Annotated in this window: 1 protein-coding gene (cut by a window edge); it reads right to left on the reverse strand. The window is 51.4% G+C overall.

Annotation, left to right across the window (positions count from 1 at the left end; translation table 11 throughout):
* On the reverse strand, nucleotides 1–21,528 hold the 5' portion of the coding sequence (locus ACO0LH_RS21165; protein ID WP_422943122.1) for a tandem-95 repeat protein. The gene continues 17,106 nt to the left of window position 1, outside the view; only the first 21,528 of its 38,634 coding nucleotides appear in the window; the start codon lies at nucleotides 21,526–21,528; its stop codon lies beyond the left edge, outside the window.
* Between the last annotated feature and the right edge of the window lie 280 nt (nucleotides 21,529–21,808).

Consider the following 21,808-nt stretch of genomic DNA (forward strand, 5'->3'; position numbering starts at 1 on the left):
TATCATCCAGACGCCGGCTGTTTGTGGCGTGGCTGTGGTGGATGTGGCTGGATGTTGTGCCGGGCTGCTGGAAGCCAGCAACAGGCCTGCCAGAGGCGAGCCCGCCTGGCCAAAATTGATGCTGTCGATGATGCCAGCCAGACGGTATTCGAGCTGCGCTCTGCCGCTTTCTTTACCTGACATCGGGAAACTGATGATGTCGGTGGTGGCCGTTGGCAAGGCGGTGTTGATGTCGCCACCAGTCCAGCGTACGCCCCACAGGCGGCCATCGGTACCGAAGGCGAGCTCACTGACGCGGGTGTTGGAGAAATGCGTCCAGATTTTGCCATTGGTGGCTTTGGGGTTGAATAGCTCTACCCCGTTACCGGATGAGACATAGATGGCGTCGCTGTTGGGGTCAATCGCCAGGGCCTGGGTCAGGGTAATACCGCCCGGGCCAGTTTGACGAGAAATTATTGACCCACTATGGGCGTCAAGCAGCAAGAGTTCGCTGCCGGTCATGACCCAGAGCTGACCAAGTTTGTCGACGGCCATATCTAGCACAGGCGCGTCGAGCGTGAACAGCGGGGTTACATTGTGACCACCGTCTTTGCTGTAGGCGAAGACTTCATTGCGCTGGCTGCCGGCGCTGGCGAGGATGCTGCCATCAGGCAGTTGTACCATGGCCATGGCACCGACATCACCCTGGCTGGCGGTATAGCCATCAGCAAAGCTGCGCAGTGTCATGGGAGCGATGACGCTTTGCAGGTCGCCCTTCTGTGCTGGTGCAACCAGACCTGGCAGGGCTTGCGTCGCCGACTGGAACAGGTCATTGCTGACGTAGGTGCGGTCTACCGGTGCGGCTGGCAGTTCGGTTGAGGTTTGTACGGTCTGGTTGGCGCCCAGGGTATTGCTGCTACTGCCGTCATCTGGCAAGACAGCATTAGTGACGGAGGCGGCTTCACGATTACCGGCATTGTCGGTGGCCGCGGCCAGAAATTCATACTGATGACCAATGCTGCCGGTAAAGACAGCTTGGCCCTGGGCAGAAGCGACCTGTTTTTTCCAGATATGGAAATCGCCACCATCTTCAGAAACGTAGATGGTGACGGTCTTGACGCCGCTGGCGTCATCAATGGCTTTCCAGCTCACGCTGTAGGCAGGTGCGCCGTTGCTGTCGGCAGGCAGGCTGCTGGCGGTAATGGTGGTTTGTGGCGACGCCGCATCAAGGGTATAGCTGATGTGGGTGCTTTCCACAGGCGGCAGGCCATCAAACCAGACGGTGGCGTTGGCATCAAGCTTGATGCCACTGACAGCTTTGGGACTGGCCTGAATGGTGTAGCCAACATAGCCGCTAATGCTCTTGCCACCATCATTTTGTTGGGGCAGCAACAAGCCGCGGCTGGCGTCGTTGAGCACTTCGCCGGTGTTGGGGTCGATGGCTTGCAATAACCAGGTGGCGGTCTGTGTAGCGGCATCTACACCGCCGCTGATACGCAGAATAAAACCCTTGCTGGCGACGAAATCAAAGTCGCGCTGGAAGACGGCATTGCCATCGGGGATGTGGACGTTGAGGTCGCCGATCTTGATGTCGTTGAGGCGGAAGGTACGCGCATCGAAATTGGCATCAAGCTTGGTAACCAGACGGACTTGTCCCAGAGCATGGTCAGTGGTGTTCTGGAAGCTCAGGGTGTAAGGCAGGTCGACATTGGCTGGCACATAAGCGACACCTTGGGCGTTAGGCAGCACTTGCGGGCCGCTGATGCCGATGGTGGATTGACCCGCCGTGGCTTGGGTGGCTGCCTGGCTCAGGTATTGGGCGAGGTTCAGTGCTTGCGGGCCGACGGGTTTGAAGTCCTGGTCAAGCAGGCCGATATGGCGCAGGTATTCCATCTCGGCACGGGAACCGGCAAAGACATTGAAGTTAATAAAGTGGGTAGACGTCGCTGCATTGGCATTGTAGTCCGCCGCATTGGGACCAACCGGAACGGGGACTTCAACAATGTCACGGTGCTCGGTTTCGCGCACTTCGTTGTAGTCGACGGTGGCAGTGGCGGCATTGGGGTCACCTGCACTGCGTGCGGTGTCGCCATACCATTGCTGCACTTTGTTGAAAAAATCAACCACGCTGCCTTGCGTGACGTAGCTGTCACCACCCTTACCCAGCAAGATGCCAGTAGCCAGTGTGGTATTGAGGCTGACGACTTGTGGATTAAGACGGATTGGTGGCGCCTGATCAACCGGACGCAACATGCCCCCTGCTTCGAGCGCGGCCAGCCAGCCTTGGGTCCATTGGGACGCGTCCGCCGCAAGAATTTGCAGGTTCAGCGGTGCCGTCTTGTCGGCCAGGATGGCAGTGCGCAGTTTTTGTGCATAGGTGGTTTGTTCGGTAATGAATTCATCGCGGGTAATGGGTGTGGCAGCACCAAAGACGTTAAAGCGGAAGGCCAGGGCCAGGCTTTCTCTTTCATCGAAATGCAGGTCAGTCTGGGATTTGAACTTGGCAGCCAGGCCGACTGAAATCTTGTCGAGATCATTGACGCCACCGTCCAGCAGGCCGGCAGCTTTCCAGTCCGGGCGTATTTGATACAGTTTGTCGCGCAGACCAACAAAATCATGGGCCATCCATTCGGCAAGGCCAGGGTAGGTTTGTATGTTGAAGGTGGCACTGGCCATACCATTGGCAGCAACGTCAAAGGCATAACCCGGGGTGAGGTTAAAGCCATTGGTATTGACTTGTCCATCGAGCGAGGCCCAGGGGATGTCTTTGCGTGCCGTACCATCGGTTGGCGTGGTGCCATAGTTCTGGTTATTGGCAATATCAGGGGAAATCTGTCCTGTTGGCTGCCCACCGACGTTCGAGGCGAAGGTGACGTAAGGTAACTTGAGGCCATCGACGATGTTGTTGCTGTTACCCATATTGGTAACACCCAGGTCGAAACGCACATACGGCGTATCGACGTTGGTCAGGCTTTGCAATGCAACGCTGTAGGTAGCTCCCTCACCCGGGGTGATGTTTTGCGAGCCGCCGATGCCGATGGTGACATCGGGTTCTATCATGCGGTCTACCAGGTAGCGGTAGCTTTCGGTGACGGTCTGGCCGTCCGGGTTGATGACCTGGATGTCATACAAGCCATGCGGCACATTTTGCAGGTTAAAAATGGCGCGTATATGGGTGGCATCAATGACTTGCCAGCGTTCTGGCTGGATTTCAAATACGCCCGGACGTGACAGCTTGACGAGGGCATCGGCCTTGAACTGTGTACCGGTGATATCCATGGTGACCCAGCGGTGACCATCGTCACCTGTACCACCGGCGTCAGGAGTAATGCTGGTGATGGACAGTGGCACCAGGTCAGCGCGCACCATGACGGGTGTGCTGGCAGGCGATTGACGGCTGCGTATCAGGACGTAATAATCCCCTGCCTTGGTGCTGGGGATGATGGCTTGCTGATCAGGTGAGACGGCCTGGTCGTAGGCGGCATCGTAATTGTAGCCGGTGGGGATGTCACCGTAGCGGATATACACTTCATTGGCACCGCTGCTGGCGCTGGAATCGAGCAATACACGCAGGGTCTGGCCTGCGGCCACGCTGACTTTGAACAACTGGTTTTGTCCGGTCGACAGCGTGGTGTTATAAGGCGTTGCCAGGGGCAGGCTTGGTACGGTGACATTGAGGCTATTGCCCGATGCAAGCAAGTTATTGGCTTTGCCTGGTGGCAGGTGCGCACCATTGGCATCATAGCTGATGGCGCCTTCGAAGACCTGGTTATAAATATCAGGACGAACAATCACACGCCATGGGCCATCTTTTAATGGCGGCAGATTGGCGATCAGTTTGCCGTCGTACGACAGATGGCCATTCAGGTCGCCATTGTGTTCCACTTTACCCAGAAGGATGTCGCCCAGATCCCACTGATTGTCGGAAGACAGGTAGATGGAATCTGTCCAGCTACCATAGGCTGGATTGTCGGAGGCATTGTTGACGGTGTAATTGATTTCAACGTTCTGGCCGACTTGTGCGCTCGCTGGCAGGGTCACTGCGGTGACGATCAAATCAGCAGGCGGTGGTGTCACGATCAATAAAGGTTGGTCAGCTGCGGCAACGTTATTGTCTTTATTGGTTTCCAGTACGGTGTTATTGCCCGCCCCCATGGAACGGTCAGGATCAGTAACAACAAAGACGTAATAGCTGCCATCCAGATTGCCTGGCGCCTTGAAACTGAGGTTGGCATCGTAGGAGCCGGATGCCAGCAAGCCGCCATTGTGGCTGACAAAGCCCAGGTACTTGTCGGTTTTGATATCCAGGTTACGGTCTTTGGAGAGATAGATCAGGTCATTCCAGCCTGCCTGATCAGGTGGGGTATCCCCCCCATGATTAACAACATGGTATTTGACCGTAAAATCTTGCCCGGCCACGACGGATGGCGGAATTTCTATTTTCGTGATCGCCAGGTCGGGTGAGGCGACGGCTGTAATTGGCAAGGCCAGGCTGGCAATGTTATTGCCTTCTTTGTTGAATTCGGCAATGGAACCACCGCCTGCACCATTTACGTCAACGACCAGCAAACCATCACGGATGGAACTAAGCGCTGGAGTTGAACTGGAATCACGGGCGATATCGGTATCGGTCTTGACAATCAGGTGAAAGTCGCCACTGATCGAGGTTGGCAGGGTAAATGTCACTGAATTGACATACGATTCACCTGCTTGCAAATAACGCGGATTACCAGATCCATCGTGCATATTGGCGGCACGTATGCGGAAGAATTTCTCTATCTCACTACCATTGTCGACGACTGGGTAATCGGTATCGTCGATGGAATCATCACGTGACAGGAACAGGCCATCGTACCAGCTCGTTAACCTGGTGGCGCGCTGACCGGCATTGATGACAGTCCAGGTAGCCGTAATGGTCTGACCGGCTTTTGGGTTCGGATCAGAAATGGTAAATGCGCTGACCTGCAAATCAGCCTCTTTAAAGGTGACATGCAGGCTGCCTTGACCTACGTTGTTCTTATTGTTCACACCTTCAAATACGCTAGCTACGTACAAATGGTCACGCGCATTTGCATTGGTGGTTGGATCACCGGTCAGTTCTTCGAGGGTGGCACCGCCAGAATTTTGCGAGATCAAACCATCGCCAACATTATTAATGGCGTCGGTGATGACATAAATATAGTATTGCCCGCTGATGCCAGCAGGTAAAGCAAAATTGCCTGTGCTTGTATAACTTGCCCCTGCTGCCAGGCCATCGTCGTTTTTATGAACCACGGAACCGATTTGAGTCAGGTGCGTGGGATCAAACTTCGGACTAGTGCTGACATACACAGCATCCAGCCATCCTTGCGTACCACTCCAGACTGCGGCACCTTTGTTGGTGACTGTCCAGGTAATGGGAGTGAGCTCACCAGAATCATTTTCTGGCTGGGTGACGACGGATGTCACTTGCAGATCAGATGGCGCATTGCTGATATTGGCCGCTACTGCTAAGGCATTGTTGGTTTCGTCGAATTCATCGATAGGGTGATAGGTATCGGTATCTGTTTCGACAACCACATAACTACCAGAAACAGATGGGCCCAGCCGCACGGTGTCGCTGACGGTATATTGTTCGCCGTTGCCAAGCGCACGTTCTTGTTTGTATTCACCCAGCAGCCATTTGACCTTGGCTTTACTGAGGTCAGCGTTGTCGCTGAGCCAGACTCGGTCGCTCCATCTGCCGTTAACAGAACCGGCTACGCTCTTGACAGCGTAGCTAAAACTAAAATCCGTACCAGCCACAATCGTGGGGTTGAAGTTGACCGAGGCAACCGTCAGATCGGGTTTGGTCACGCCAAGAATATTGATGGGGCGCGCTTTGAAGTTATCGCTTTGCGTGGATGTGGGATCATCCATGTTGACGTTGGACGCCAAGGTATCTTGCGGAATGACATTGTAGGTGTCTGCCCATACCGTAATATTGTATTGTCCTGACGCGATATCGTCTGGCAAGCGCACGGACAAATGCCCCAGGTAGTCTTCACCAACGCCTAGCAAGCCGGTGTGGCTGACTTGCCCCAGAAGGATGTCGCCTTTGCTTGGCGATGGTTTCCCTTTGCTGCGGGTCAGCCAGACAGTATCTGTCCATCCATTGACGCTGCTGTTGTCACCACGTGTTGCGGCTTCGCCTTTATTGCTGACTTTATAGTTGACATCAATGTTGGCACCAAAGGTAGCCTGATCCGGTGTCACGACATTGCTGGTGACGAGGTCGGCAAAAGGTACGGGTTCAATATTGATTTTTTTGATGCCGATATTATTGGCTTCGTTCGGGAATTCTTCAATGTTGTTGTCGATATCGGCGGCAACGATGATGTAGGCATCACCACGGTAACGCAAAGGTATCGTGAAACTGGCGAGCTGGCTGGCATAGCTGTCAGCGGGTATCAGTGCCTGGGCATTATCAATGCGTCCAAGCAGGACGGAATTGCCATTGAGCTTGCCATCGAGTGACAAATACACGGCATCCACCCATTTGCCGGAGGTGGCAACCGAGCCGGTATTGGTGACGCTGAAGCTGACGCCTGCGGTATTGCCCGCTTTGATATCGCCAACGATATTGATCTGCCCTACATGCAAATCCGGGCGCGGGGTCAGATCTACCTGGATCTGGCTACCAGAGAGGCTGACGTTATTGGTACGCGCTGATCCATATTCATAAACCTGGTCACCATTTGTGGTGCTACCAAGCAGGCTATTGGTGGTGACGCGGACACGATACGCGCCTTCAGTGCGCAGCGGCAAGCGGATTTCTTCTTTTCTGGTATAGCTGATACCGGCTTCCAGACCGTGGGTATAGGTAAAGTTACCGAGCAAGATGATGTTGCCATTACCAGTGATGGGGATCAGTTCAACGGTATCTATCCACTTACCACCGGCAGGTGCACTGCCCTGGTTTTGTACTGTCCAGCTCAACTCTGTGGTGCTACCTTCCAGCGCGCCGGGTGGCACGCTGATGTTGGTCACGGCCAAGTCAGGCGAGGCTGATAACTGAACGGGAATGGCTATGCTGGTGCCGGTATTGTTGTCGGTATGAGTAAATTCAAATGGACCTTCGGTTTTAACGTTGACGTAGTAATTGCCGCTGATGCCATCAGGTACGTTGACCGTTAATGTACGGGTGTAGCTGCCGTCGACGGCTAGTTGTCCCAGATGCGATGCGGATGCCAGTTCATAACGGGTGCCGCTGCCGTCCGGGTTGCTGCTTAACCAGATGCTGTCTGACCAGTTTGATCGGTCAGTGATGCCGATACCTCGATTGGCGACTGACCAGGTTAGCTGCAAGGGCTGGCCACTAAATACCGGCGTCGATGTGGTGACGGATTCCACCCTTAAATCGGCATAAGGCTTGGGCATGACGTCAAGCATGGTCGTTGATTTGACCGTGTTGTTACTTTCCAGATTATTTTCCCAAACCTTGCCCTCTTTGTCGGTCTTGACGAAGACATTGCCATGACGGCTTAATCCATCGGTGGTCAGGTAGGTGACCGTGCCCGTATAGCTGTCGCCAACCTGCAAGCCACCTTGATGTTCTACAGTGCCTAATACGATATCGTCGCTATTGCCAATAATATCATCACTAGAATAAATGACAACGTCGGTCCATGAACCGGTGCGACCCGCACCCGTACCCTGATTGGTGACAACATAGCTGACGCTGATGTTTTGCTGCTCGCCAATCACCAGCGAAGGATTAGTGATGGATTGCACAGCCAGGTCAGCATAGGTATCTTGCGCAACAATGATGCCGGCGTCGGTTTGATTATTGTCGCGGTGACCATTTTCATCCACGGTATTGTCAGGATTGGTGACAACGATGAGTCGATATTGTCCACTGCTGTCTACCGGCAATTGCACGGACAGGGACACATTGGCGACAGCGCCGGAAGCGATACTACCGTGAACGACTTCCCCTAATTTAATATCGTCAGCACTGAGTATGCCGTCTCGCGACAGGTAGACCACATCACGAACATTAAGCGCATCCGCACTACCGTTGTTGTGGGTAACCCAGCTCAGGGAAGCCGTATCGCCGCCTTTGAGCTTATCGCTTACCGTCAGCGAGTCAACCGCCAGATCGGGGCTGACAAGCCGTACGATGGTGCTGCCTATGTTGTCGGACTCATTGAGTTCAGAAATGTAATTTGACGCATCCGCAATGACTTCGAGTCGCCACTGGCCGGCTGGCAAGTCGGGCACTTTGAAACTGATCTGGTTGGAGAAGACATCGCCAGGTAATAATTTTCTGGAGGTACCAGGAGAAGTGGCAACAGTCATATACTGCGCCGGGCCATCGATATTGACGAGGCGCAATTGTTCTTGCGTCCAGCTGTCGGCATTGTCATTACCTGTGTTTTTAACGGTGTAGCTGACTTGCACAGTGTCGCCAACTTTCCAGGTCTGGTCTGTCGTAACGGCATTGACGATGAGATTGGGCTTTGGTTGCGCCAGGATGGTGGTTTGACCTTGCGTGGCAACGATATTATTGGCTGTATTACCGGCTTCGTAAGAATTACCAAAGCCATCGGTTTTAACGACGAAATAATAAGAGCCTGTCATTGCAGCAGGTAAGCTGACATCAAGTGCACCGGTGTAGGCACCACCGATACTGACCGCGCCAACGTGAGTAAGGGAACCAAGCAGTACGGCATCTACCCCAATAGCCGGGGTGGATGAAAGGTAAATCTGGTCAACCCAGCGGCTTACATCTGTCGCCAGATTACCTTTGTTTTCAACATGCCATTCGATGTGGGCATCGCGGCCAGCATATGCCTGGGCAGGCACCATGATAATCGCCGGCACCAAATCAGTATACGTTGGTGCAATAGCCACCACACCAGACAAACGGATGTTGTCGGCCCGGGTATCAGGTTCTATTACAGCGCGATTGACGTCGGTGACGACAGCAAAACGATAGTTCCCGACCATGCGCGCAGGAATATGGACGGTTGCTGATTGGGTATAAGTGCCATTGATGGCGAGTGCAGCGGTGTATTTGACGTTGGCCAGCACGATATCATCGGTGTTGCCGATGGTGCCATCGCTGGTTAATATCAGACGATCTGTCCAGGAGCCGGAAGCCGGTGCAGTACCGGAATTGTTGACCACCCAGGTGATGACAACATCATCACCTGAACTGATGTTAGCCGGTATGGTAAAGCTGCTGACGTTTAGGTTGGCATAGTCATGGGACGATGCGCTGAACTGGCTGCTAGCGGTGTTGTTGGTTTCGGCATTGCCAAGCAAATTGGTTTCAAAGATGCTGCCAGCGCCTGAAGTATTGCTGTCGGCAACGATGCTGACATCAAATTGGCCGCTGCCAGTAGCGCCTTTTGGCAAAGCCACTTTGACAGAGCGGACACGGGCAGCACCGGAGGCAAGCACCTGACCAGCATCTTCAGGGAAACCAATCGCCGTATCGAGAATAATAGTGCCGAGGGAGCCATCAAGATTGCGCTGACGTACAACGACGCGGTCTTGATAATCAGCCGGTGCCGCAACAGCACCATGATTGACATCTTCCCACACGATAGTGACGAGATCCCCATCTTTGATGCCGGTTTCCAGAACTCCGACATTGCGTACCTGCAAATCCGGCCCAACACCGAATGCCTGCTCACCGACGTTGTCGCTTTCCAGCGCACCGGATGCATCATACTCTGCTACCTGCGCGTTGGCATCAACGATGACGCGCAAACGGAAACTGCCGATAGCATTGATACCGCTTGGCCAGACGATGTTGGCACTACGCGTAACATTGCTGCCACTCGCCAGATTCTGACTTGTAAAGCTTTGGGTCAGGTCAGCCACGGTGGCACCTGTCGTCAGATTGATCAGTTCAACCCGTTCTGCCCAGGCGCCAGTTGCTGCTGCATTGCCAGCGTTGGCGGTGATCCATGCGATACTAACCTGGTCACCAGCCTGCCAATTTGACGCAGGTGACATTTTTATATCACTCACTTGTAAATTCGGGTACGGTGCCAGGCCGCTACTGAATCGAGCGGTCGCTAGATTATTTTGTGCAGCGTTTCCTATTTCGTTCTGGGTATTATCGGCATTGGTTTCTATGGTGACTTCGAGATCACCTGCGCCGACAGTCCCAACTGGCAAACGCAGGGTTGCAGTTCTGCTGATGGAGGCGCCTGCTGCTATGGGACCGCTATCTTGCGATTCCAAATAAGGCAGGTTTGCCTGCAAAATGATATCGCCGGTATGGGTATTACGAACGACCACGCGTTCGTTAAAGTCACCGATCGTCGGTTTGGAACCCTTATTAACAGTTTGCCAGTTAATGCGGATTTCGGAACCAGATTGCAGCGGCGTGTCGGCAACTACAGGGATGACATTGACATTCTGAATCGTCAGATCGATACCTGCTGTGGCAGTATTATCGAGGTCAATGATGCGTGGATTAGTTTTTGGGTTAACGAATACTGCCAGGGTGTAGGGGACAGACGCATCGGTTCGTTCGCGGTCTTCGACATCGATGGTGTATTTGCCTGAGACGGTGGCAACCAGCGCCACGTCATTGAGGTCTCCATAAGCGACCTGTCGCCCATAGGGATCAACCACTCGGACATTGGCCGTGTAGTTGAAATGCCAGCCACCCTTTTCTGGTTCGTACACGTAGCTACGTTGTGCCAGGTCACGGAAATCAAGATAGATGCTGTCACCGGCTTGCGCGTTGATGCTGTAACTGGTGGTTTCACCCGTTGACAATAAGCGCCCTTCCACAATTTGTGCATTCACCAGAGGGATCGCGGCAGCGGCATCAAGCAGACGAAAACCAAATTCGGTCGTCGCATTTTCATTGCCATAAACGGTCAGGGTGTAGGTGCCTGGCTTTAAATTGAATTCACGTGCACCGGTATCATAGCCATCTGTTTTTGGTAGTTCCTGGTTAGCCAGATTACCTTCGTTATAGGAACCATCCAAGCGCCAGCTAACCCCCGCGCTGGTAACCATGTTCAAACGATCGAACTGTACCAGTTTCGTCTGATCCAGGGTCAAACTGAATGAACGGCTATGCTGCCCAGCAGGGAGCGTGCCCGTTACGGTCTGTCCCAGACTGATGTTGCGGACAGCGCTGTTGTTAACCTGGGTCAGTTGGAATGAAATGCTGCTATTGTTGATGTTGCTGGTGTTGCCCGAATTATCCAATACCAAATAAACCGGGGCTGTATCGCTGACTTCATAGGCAGGGCCATCCTGACTGACCTTGCCTTGTTGCAGCAACTGGCCAAACTGATTGAGCAAACGCCAGTTTCTGGTGCTGTAGTTGCCGGTTCCTCCCTGAACATTGAGATTGAGTTTATTGCCAGCGACTGCATCGATTTTATAAACTAGCGCTGAGTAACTACTCAGGGCCGCCGTGACTGACTGTTCGAGTTGCAAACCAGGTACCTGGCTATCATTCAAATTACGCAGTGTAAAATCGTAAGTGCTTGGGTAATAGCTTTGCGCGATGTTTAAGGTATAGCGACCTGCTTTGAGGAATTGCGCTTCGCCATAGCTATTGGCTTTGAAGCTGACACCATTGACGTCGATAATCTGCGCACTTTGGTAAGCGGCATAGGCATCAGGTTTGACATTGCGATCCAGGTACCACAAACCAGATTCGCTGATTTCAAACGGAAAGCTTTGCGTTTCGCCACCATTGATATAGCCCGAGGCGCTAAAGACCGAAGTGACGGCTTGCGGTACATCCACTTCACCGACCGTTGCGGTAAAGGAATAGGCATTCGAAGCGACATTCGACAAGCTGTCACGTTGTACCTTGAGCAAAAATACGCCACCATCGCCTGCGGTGATATCAGTATCACCATTGGCAGGATTCCAGCTCGCCACAACCGCACCCGAATTGTTTCTTATCTCGACGCTACCACTGCCCGCCCATTGTTGAGCGGACAGATGGATATGATCGCCATTGCGTGCCTTGATTGACCAGACAGACTGGGTATCGCTTCCTGAAGGCATGCTTAATGTTTGTGCGATGCCGCCCTGTCTTTCCAGGTTGTGCATGGCTGGCAAGGAAGCTACAGTAAATTGTGCCGTACCTTCTGCATTGTCTACATTGTTGGTGACACGGACAACATAGTCACCGGCATCGAGGAAAGCATCGGGCTTCGTGCGGTCTGCGACGACATTGCCATTGGGCGTCACAATTTGGACGGTGGTATATGGGGAGTTCACGCTGATATCACGCAACTGCACCCAACCTGCTGTATCCAGATGGAAGTGATAACTATATTGATCCTGGCGACTTGCCATCGGGACAGATATCGGCTGGTTCCAGACCAGTTCAGCCGCCGCAGAAGCTGGTTGCCTGAGTTTCACCTCAATGTGCTGTAGAACATTGGAATCGCTGGACTGTTTGGCAAGGAGGTAGACGCCACCTGTTGCTGGTGTGGTAAAACTGACGGAATCCGTGTTTGTCCAGCCATCACTGATAGTGCGACCTGACTGGTCAACAACGACGTAATGGAGCGCGTCCTGATTGCCAACTGGGCTAGTGAAATCGAGATTGTATTGACGACCAGGCTGGATATCGAGTTTGAATATTCCAAGACTACGACCTGCGCCAAGGTCTGCACTGAGGGTCAACGGTGTCGCCTGGGCCGTTGCGGCACCGACCAAGGACAGCAGTTTGAATCCAAAATTGCCTGTGGCTGCGCCTGCGGCACCTACATTGATGGTGTAACTGCCAGCACTGAGTGTCTTCAGGGCGTAGCCAGACTTGTCAGCGAGGGGCAAATCCAGCAGATTGCCTTGCGGACCAGTCAAAGACAGGTAGGCCGCGCCTCCCATTGCATCAATTACAACAGTGCTGTCGTGATCAAGCGTGAAGTGGTAATGATTAATGTTGCCAGGGTTGGTGATGGCGGCATTGATCTGATCGCCAATATGGATGTCAGTGACAGGCTCGGCGACGACACCGATATAGACTGAGCTGTTACGCGCAGTTTCGTCAGCAGAACTTGCGCCGCCAAGTACAAACACATAATCGCCATTTGCAGGCAGAGTGACACCCTGCGACTGATCACCGTTTTGATACTGGGTTCCATTGGCAATGGAAACGCCGTTGGTGTCATACAAGTCCCAGCGTTGACCGTTCCTTGCTCCGCCCAGCAGACGGGCATCGATCAATAACTTTTGGCCTGCACTGCCGTGCACACGCCAGATGCTTTGCTGGCGGCTTTGGTCGACGGTAACAGGTGTAGTAACACCAAGGGTCAACGCCGGCAAATCACTGACCAGAGTCGACGCTAAATGGAAAGTACCCGGCGCATCCTGAGCAGGGTTAAATGTAAAGCCATAACTTCCAGCGGCCAGGTGATAGAGTCCACTTTGCGCAAAGGAATTATTATTGTTAGAAGCTAAAATTGTGGACGCGATGTCTGTTCTGTTCAATCTGACGTTATAAGCACCACCCGATACATTGAGCCAGACAAAAGCAGGTTCTGTCAGCGTAAAATTGTAGCTTTGCTGGTCAGCAGGAATATTGAGAGACGCATTGATTGTGCTGCCCAGGACGTAGTTTTCTTGTTTGATTTGACCTTCAGTAAGGGCAAAGGTCATATTGCCATTCAATTGGCCACTATTGGCAAACATCTGTACGCTGTAAGTGCCTTTTTGGGGGGCAGTAAAGGCAATACCAGTTTCCGGAGCATCATTGTAATTGCGTGTGTAGTGCCTGATGGACCCACTGGAAAAAGCCAATCCGTTTGAATCAACTACCTTGTAAAAAATATCTAAATTATATGGAAACGGCGTGATCGCATCCAGCCAATAGGTCTTGCCAGCTTCGCCAGCAATATTAATCACTTTATCCGGAACACCATTTGCCCAGTTGACATTGGTGGTATCACCAGACTTGATTTCATCTTTATTTTGCAACAACTTGGTGTTAAACGAAAAAGCGACGGGCCAATTATTTCCCTCATGATTGAATACTTGCAAAGTATAGGTACCAGCAGCAATACTAAACGCATATTGTCCGTCGTTCCCTGCACCTGAATTCAGGCGAGGTATAGCGTTACCGAATGCATCGATTAAATTTAAACTTATGCCATTTCGATCCGCATTCATTAAATCAGACAGGGTGAATTCAGATGCCGTATCTGCTGTGAAAGAATAGCGATAGACTTGGTAATTATGCAGAAACTGATTCTGAACTATTTGCCCTAAAGGCAAGGGCGTAGCCACACTCGATTGTTGGTTCACCATAAATCGAAGTGCCGTACCGCCTACCGTATCAAAAGCATTACGCTCTACGAGTAAAGTATAGTGACCGCTATGTGCTGGCGTGAATTGCAGCCCTTCATTTTTGGAAGGATCTCCTTCCCACACTTTTACACCAGTAGCATCATATAAACGGAAATAGTTACCCAGCGACGCATCAGCCAGACCGGTCAGCTGAGTTTCACCCTTGGCACTCAGATCGATGCCAAACACGGCATAATTTTGATCGGAAGCCATATCGACAACAATCTTGTCACCTGGCAGGATTTGCTGCGCCTGATCTGCATTAACCAGCTTAAACCGTGCATTACCACTACCATGGCTTAAGCTCAGTTGGTAATGCCCAGCTGGCAACCATTGGACTGGCATTTTCCAATTTCCCTGGACTGAGCCATACCCGTTCAAACTGCCTAAGAATTGTTCACCAATATGACCATTGGCCTCCACACCACGTGGCCCTGTCAATGTCCAGTCCTGGTAGTTCCCTTCCTGCCATTCAAGTGCAACCCAACCCTCAGTTGCCACATCAAAGTTATAGCTTTGATGTGGCAAGGGCGAGACTGCGAGCGTATTAACGTCAACAGGCGTGGCATTCGCACTGGAACCCGATGCAGGCTGACTCGATACTAGCAATTTCGCATCTTCGCCCGTATTAGCGGCACGGCGTACCATGACATACAAGTTGCCATCTGCAGCCATTGTCTTTGAAACGCTGTTCGGTAAAATACCATCGGCCAATAAAGTAGCTGCTCCAAATCCGGTCAACTTGTCAAAGGCACGCAACTCAAAATCACTGCTGGCTGCAAAATGCACTCCATCTTTAGACAAGCCTGCCGACACCGTGCTACCGGCCGTTTCCGCAACGCGATACCAGGCAGTTTCGCCAACTTGTAGCTGTTGCAATTCGGTGGCGACATTATTGTTGATTGCTGGCGCACCAGCCAAGGACGCCAGTCGGACAGACAATGATGTGGTCGGGCCGCCGTTGTTGACGAATTTGAGTGTGTAATGCCCTTTTTCCAGATACGCCATGTTGGCAAATGTAGCAAGGTCAGTGCTCAGGTCAGCAATATCGATTTTTTTACCATTGGGGCCAACCAATGTCGCGCTGACAGGAGCATCAGCAGCAAGGGTTGACCAGGACCATAGCCCACTCTGAGCAAGATCAAATGTCACTTCTGCTTCCTGGCCGGCAGCAGTAAATGTTTTATTGATGGCGTTGGCCAGGTTATCGGCAAGCACGATGTTTTCCTGTGGCAGCGGCAGAGGCTGGCTTACTACACTAGCGGTCAGATTGACATCAAAGGTATCACTGCGCACATGCAAGATATAGCGGCCATCTTTATTGATCGTGGCGGTGTTTTTACCCCAATTTGGCCAGCTTGCAACAAGATTGCCATCCAGGGAATACAAGTCAAAACTTGTCGAATCATCTGACTGGAAACTCCAAACATCACCTGCTTTCAAATCCTGATAAAACAGAGCATCAGTATTTATGTCAGTTGAATGAATACTCGTCAGAACGCCTTTTGCCAAAACCGATGCCGTACTCGAGTTTTGGATACGGATATGATTGAAGGTATCTCGACGCTGAAATACGCTCAGATTGTATTCGCCCGCCAAAGCCTTGAAGACAAATCCCTCACCAAAATCGGAAGAAATCAGTTGATTCCCGTCCGGCGTAGATAGACGCAATCCTGGATGGTCACGGAAAAAGACGCCATTTGTCTGTGTATCAGCAAAAATCAATCCATCTTCAGCAATACTCAGGCCATAGTTGGCAGAATAACGTCCATTATCGGCATCAATATTCGGCACCACCCATTCATTAAGATTGATCTGGCCTTGTTCCTGCGCTGCTGGTGCGATGGCTGTTACTTGTGCGTTCACAGTCAGCGCTGATTGCGTGCTGGCATCAGCAGTATTCGTAAATACAAGCGTAGCCGGGCCAGTGATATTGCTTTGCGTGACATCAAATAACTGATCACCAGTGGCATCATCCCTGTGTGTCACCACATTGAGCTTGTATCCGCTTCTGTCATAGGCATGAACGGTGTAAGCATGCTGACTATCAGAAGAATGGACGCGGAAGTTTGCTACATCCAGCGGCGTCACATCAAGTTTGAGCGCAATGGTTTGTGAAGCAGCCAAAGTACCCAGATGAAGTTCGGTGCCAGCAATTAACGGTATCGTGGACAGGGTACCAAGATTGACTGATTCAGCGACAGTAAAATCAATGCCTTCTGCGCCTGTGCTGGTCGCACCATTTCTGGTCACAGCTACATAGCAGGTTTGCGAAGTGCTGACAGACCAGTTTTGTTTTTGCAGATTAGAAAACGATCCCGTGTCCAGTTGATTGCCATAGCTATCAAAAATCGCATAGGTCTGCCCACTCGAGATTGATGACGCGAGCTGGTAGTTGACGCTTGCCAGGGCATCCATGCGGAAAAGTTCTACATTTTGTTGATCTGAAAATGCTGACGTGACATGTTGATTGGCGGCCACTGGGTCTGCCGCAATGGCAGTTTTAACCGTAAAAGAAAACTCTTTGCCAGGTTGCAAGAAACTGATCTGATAATGCCCGGCAGGCACCCAACCGAATGACGAGGTACCGTAAATATAAGTTTCCTTGATCGCACTGGCTATTTTTACAGCATTGATTACCCCTGGTGGATAATCAACAAATAGCAAGCCATCCTGCGCCAGATCAAAACTGTAAGTCGCATCGCTGCTGACAGCACCTGTGGTGACAGTTTGGCCTATGGTAATAGGCGTGCCTGCTGCAACAGTGTCCGCGCCTACTGGCGTGCGCACAGTGGTGAACAGGATATTGTCCTGGCCTGCGACTACACGTGTGACGCGTACAAAAATATCCCCTTGCGCCTTGGTTTGATTGAAGTCCCCAGTTACAGCCGTGCTGCCATTGAACGCAATACGGCCATAAGCATCAATAGCCTGGACACTGAAATCACCATTTTGGGCGTTGAGAGTATAGTGGAATTGGTCTTCTGGCGTAGAAGCGAGACGATACAAAGCCGATTCGCCGACAGCCAAGCTAGGGAGGTCAGCACTGATATTATTGGCCAGCGGCCGGGCAGTCTGCACAGATATTGCGTTGATTGCGTAATTGCCTATAGCATTGCCAGCACGGGCGACGAGTTCATAGTCGCCGGCGACCAGATAGACGGGAATTGCATCAGCGCCGGGCGTCGTATTTAGGGAGTGCCAGTCGATGACGGTTCCATTTGGCCCAATTAATTGCCATTGCCCGTCACTTAAGCCCTTAGTCGTTTCAAACAACCAGGTGCCGGACTCGGACAGATGGAAACTATTTTTTGTGATCTGTCCTGGTGCTAGCATTGTTCCAGCCAGATTGTTTGGTGCTGCATTACTCAGCGAACCATTGGCATGCGCGACATTTGTCCAGTTTTGGACTACCAGATTTCCGGAGAAGCCCGCATTGTTTCGTATTGAGCCGCCAAGCCATAGGTAATAATCACCGGTTTGAGGTAATACAATCGTAGCGTACTCGGAATTTCCTAACTCGCCCGCTTTAACGATGTGGCCTGTACGGTCTGTTACCTGGTAATGCGCAACGGCATTTGGCTGGTCGAACTGGGCGCTGAAACTCAAATTCGAATTTGCCTCAGCATGCAATTTATAGACATTATCTTCTCTGCCAGAAGATGAACCTACTGCAATAGTTTGTCCACTAGTGACATTGGCAGGCGCGGATTCTGCAACGGACAAAAGTTTGAAATCAAAGGCGCTGGTCGCACGACCTGTTGTAGAAAATTCGAGATGATAACGCCCTGGCATTACCGCCGTGGGTGGCAAGTCGTTTTCATCACGCCCGGATGTCCAGCCTGAGACGACCTGCCCTTTAGCATCAAGCAAGCGCCAGTTGACATTGTCAACATTGGAGATTTGATCCCATTTGAGCCAACCGCTTTGCGCCACATCGAAATCATAATTGACAGCAGCGCCCGGAGTTGGCAAATCTACGTGATAGGCTTGCCCCAAAACCCCTGCGACAGCAGGCGGAGTTTGCTTATACAATTTAAATGAAAACGGTATCGCGTTGCTTGGCGACGAAGCTTCTATGCTGATCAGATATTTACCGGTCGTGCTGGCAACGACTGCATTGCTATCCTCCCAATAAGCGCCCGCAGAAACGATTGCGGCGTCCGCACCGAAGATACGCCAGTTCCAATTGGATCCGCCAGCATGCGCAAAATAGAGCCTATCGCCGGCTTGCACATCAATCGCATACAGGGTAGCCAGTGTGGACGGGTTTATTTCTCCACTGATTTCCACATTAGCCTGCAGGGGAATAGCAGCTTCTTCACCCAGCAAGCGGAAATGGTAATTTCCTGTCTTGCCGTCCTTGGCATTGACCGTCAGGTAATAGGTGCCAGCATTGAGATCAAGGAAATTGTCACTACTGTCTTCAAGACCTTTTCCTGAAAACAGGCTTTTGACACCATCATCAAGTTGCCACTGAATTTGGTCGCCCTGCACACCATCAAAGAAGAAGCGCGACCGTTCTTTAACGACAAACTGATAACTGTCCTGTTCGCCAGGCTGGACGATGCTGCCTTCAATGTCGTGCACACCAGGTAAAATCACATCGGCATAACCCGTCATCGCCTGCTGGGAAACCGACTCACCTTTGCCGTCGTAAGTGTAAAGTGTACGGACGTCACCTGCGTTTTTAAGGCCATCAGTCAATTGGGCAAGCGTGCCTTCTGTTCTCAGTTCAACACTGACTTTTTGGGCGTAAACGCGTTTTTCAATAATTTGTTTGGCACCATCGTACAGTGATTGTGTCAATACGCCGTTGGTGTCGAGTGTCGCCAGCAACAAACCGTCGCGATCATAGAAATTACGCGTGCGACTATCCTTGGCATTATCTTTGACCAAGGCGATGTCTGCGGCAATGGGGCTGTCACCCAACTGACTGGTATCAATTGGCGTGAAATAGTGAATAAGTTCAGTCAGTTGTGAAGCGCCGTCATAACGATTCTCTGTGACTGCACCATTGCTGCCGATCTGGTATACCAGACGGCCAGCGTCATCCAACACTTGCCATGTGGAGCTGTCACCTGCTGTTGATACCGGCCTTATATCTGCAAGTTGCAGGTTCTTTGGCTCCCCATTTGAGTCGGTCAAGGTAGCCACATCAAGTGCTGAGGCGTACAGATGGATTTTGGTCAGGTTGCCCGCTTTGTTATAGGTGAATTCCGTGAGCTTGCCAGCACTGTCGATGGTGGCAATGTTATGCCCAGCATCATCGTAGAATTTCCAGGCTTTTAAACCACTTTTATCCTGGTAGGACGTGACCTGTCCTGTGACATCGTAGTGATAACTGGCGACAGCGGCAGCACCGTCGGTTGCCGATGTCACGAGATGGCCAAGGTTGTCGTAAATATTGACGGTTTTGATGCCCGCTGCATCCGTGACTGTGACGCGTCTGGCGGCATCGTCATACTGATTGATTGCAGTAGCCTGATTACCTTCGGTAACGCTGAGCACACGACCTAAACCATCATAGGCATAGGTGGTTTGTACTGTAGTGGTCACATCCAGTTTTGAGAGAAGGTGACCGTTCTGGTCATAGACGTAGCGGGTTTCGGCCTGACCTTCTGTCGCGCCACTGAAGGTGGGATCCACCAGGACTTTGACAAAGCGGATGACACTGGTCAATTGACCATGGGCGTCGTAGCTCATGTCGGTACGCAAAATATCAGTCCTGGACTGCGCCTGACCATCTTTGTTATGGACCAGGTTTTGTACTAAGGTATTGATGGTGTCGGCGGTTTCATTGCCGGTAAGGCTGATGGCATCGAGCGACTGGCCGGTATAGGCCAGGGCAGTAATGCGCTGGCCCTGGGCATTGTAGCGGTATTCGGTGATGCGCCCTTCGGCACTGACAATAAATCTGAGCAATTCGCCACGGCCAGAAGGAGCCGGCTGGTAATAATAACGCGTGACGCTACCATCGGCAGGTAATGCCGGACCCGCCCCATCGGCATCCGCTGTCAGGTAAATTGTCTCGCTACGCAGTTGTCCAAAACTGTCGTAGGCGCGGGCAACGGTGTTGCCGTTGGCATCGCGACTGGATGTTTGATTGCCTTGATCGTCATAGGTCATTTCATCGACATGACCGTTGTCGCCAGCAACACTGAGCAAATTGCCGTTAGCATCGTAATGCAAGTCGGTGTGGGAGACAGACAGATCAGACAGTGGCTGATCAATGGCGATCAATTTACCATTGGATCCGTAGGTCAACACGGTGCTGTGGTGTAAAGCATCGTCGACGGTGGTGATGCCGTTCCCAAAATCATAGGCAAAACGGGTGATATTGTGTTGTGCATCTTCAATTTGCGTCACACGATAATCACCCGCGATTTGCTTATAGGCGAAGGCGAGTTGTGTCCCGTCATCTTGTGTGATGTTGGAAAGACGCTTGCTGTTTCCGTCATAGGTGTAACGGGTGCTATAGACACTTTCCGTACCGCCCTGCTCTGCTGGTGCGATTGTCAGCGTTACGGCAGACAGGCGATTTTGTGTGTCGTAGACATAATGTACGGTGCTTTGATCATGCCATTGTCCGGCCTGATCTTGATAATGGGTAACAACTGCAGTGAGGTTGTTGCCGTCATATTGGTAGCTGGTGGATACACCATTGTCTGCCGTTGCCTTGGAGAGTAAGCCATTGGCATTGTATTCATAGCTGACGCGATAGCCGAGCTGGTCAATGGTGGCTAATAAACGCCCGCCTGTGATGTCATAGGATTCTGATAGACCGCTGTCGCCCTGACTCCAAACGAGTTGAGCGCCATCAATGCTGAGGGTGCTTTTAACTTCCCCTTCCTTTTGACCGGTATATTTTTGCAGGGCATCGTCCCAATGGAAGGTGACTTGCGAGCCATCGGCATCGGTCTTGACAACGCTGCTGCCCGCTACGCCAATCTGGCCGATCACATCGATGCGTTTGGCATAAAATCCTGTCAGCCAGTTATCACCATTGTCGTCTGTAAATTGGCCGTTACTATTGTAGGTGCGCAAAACACCAAGATCGAGGCCATGATCGAATAATTGCAGATCCTGGTTCTGAACAATCAAATTGCCATTTTTGCCATTGACATAGACTCGCTGCCCGTTTCGCCCTACCTGAGATTGACCCAACTGATTTCTTTGTCCTAGCAAATTCAATGCATTCAAATTCGCGCCCAAACCCTGACCATTTACTATTCCGACCATTTTGCTAACCCTTTACTTTTCGTAAATATCAATCCGTCGACATTGCTCAATAGAAATTTAAATTGGCAAATACATAACGAATTAACTGCACCATTACCTATATATGCAAGGCATCCACGGAATTCAAAAAATGTTTAGCGATTTCTTCAAAAAATTTTGAATGATTTTATTTATTTCAAAAATGAATGGCAAAACAGAAATTTCCACGAGGTTTAACGGATTTAATGTTTTTATGAAAACTATTGAAACTGCGTTGAATTTGTTAATGCTCAATAACAAT

Origin of the sequence: Undibacterium sp. TJN19, from assembly GCF_049339485.1 — a bacterium.
Taxonomy (GTDB): domain Bacteria; phylum Pseudomonadota; class Gammaproteobacteria; order Burkholderiales; family Burkholderiaceae_D; genus Undibacterium.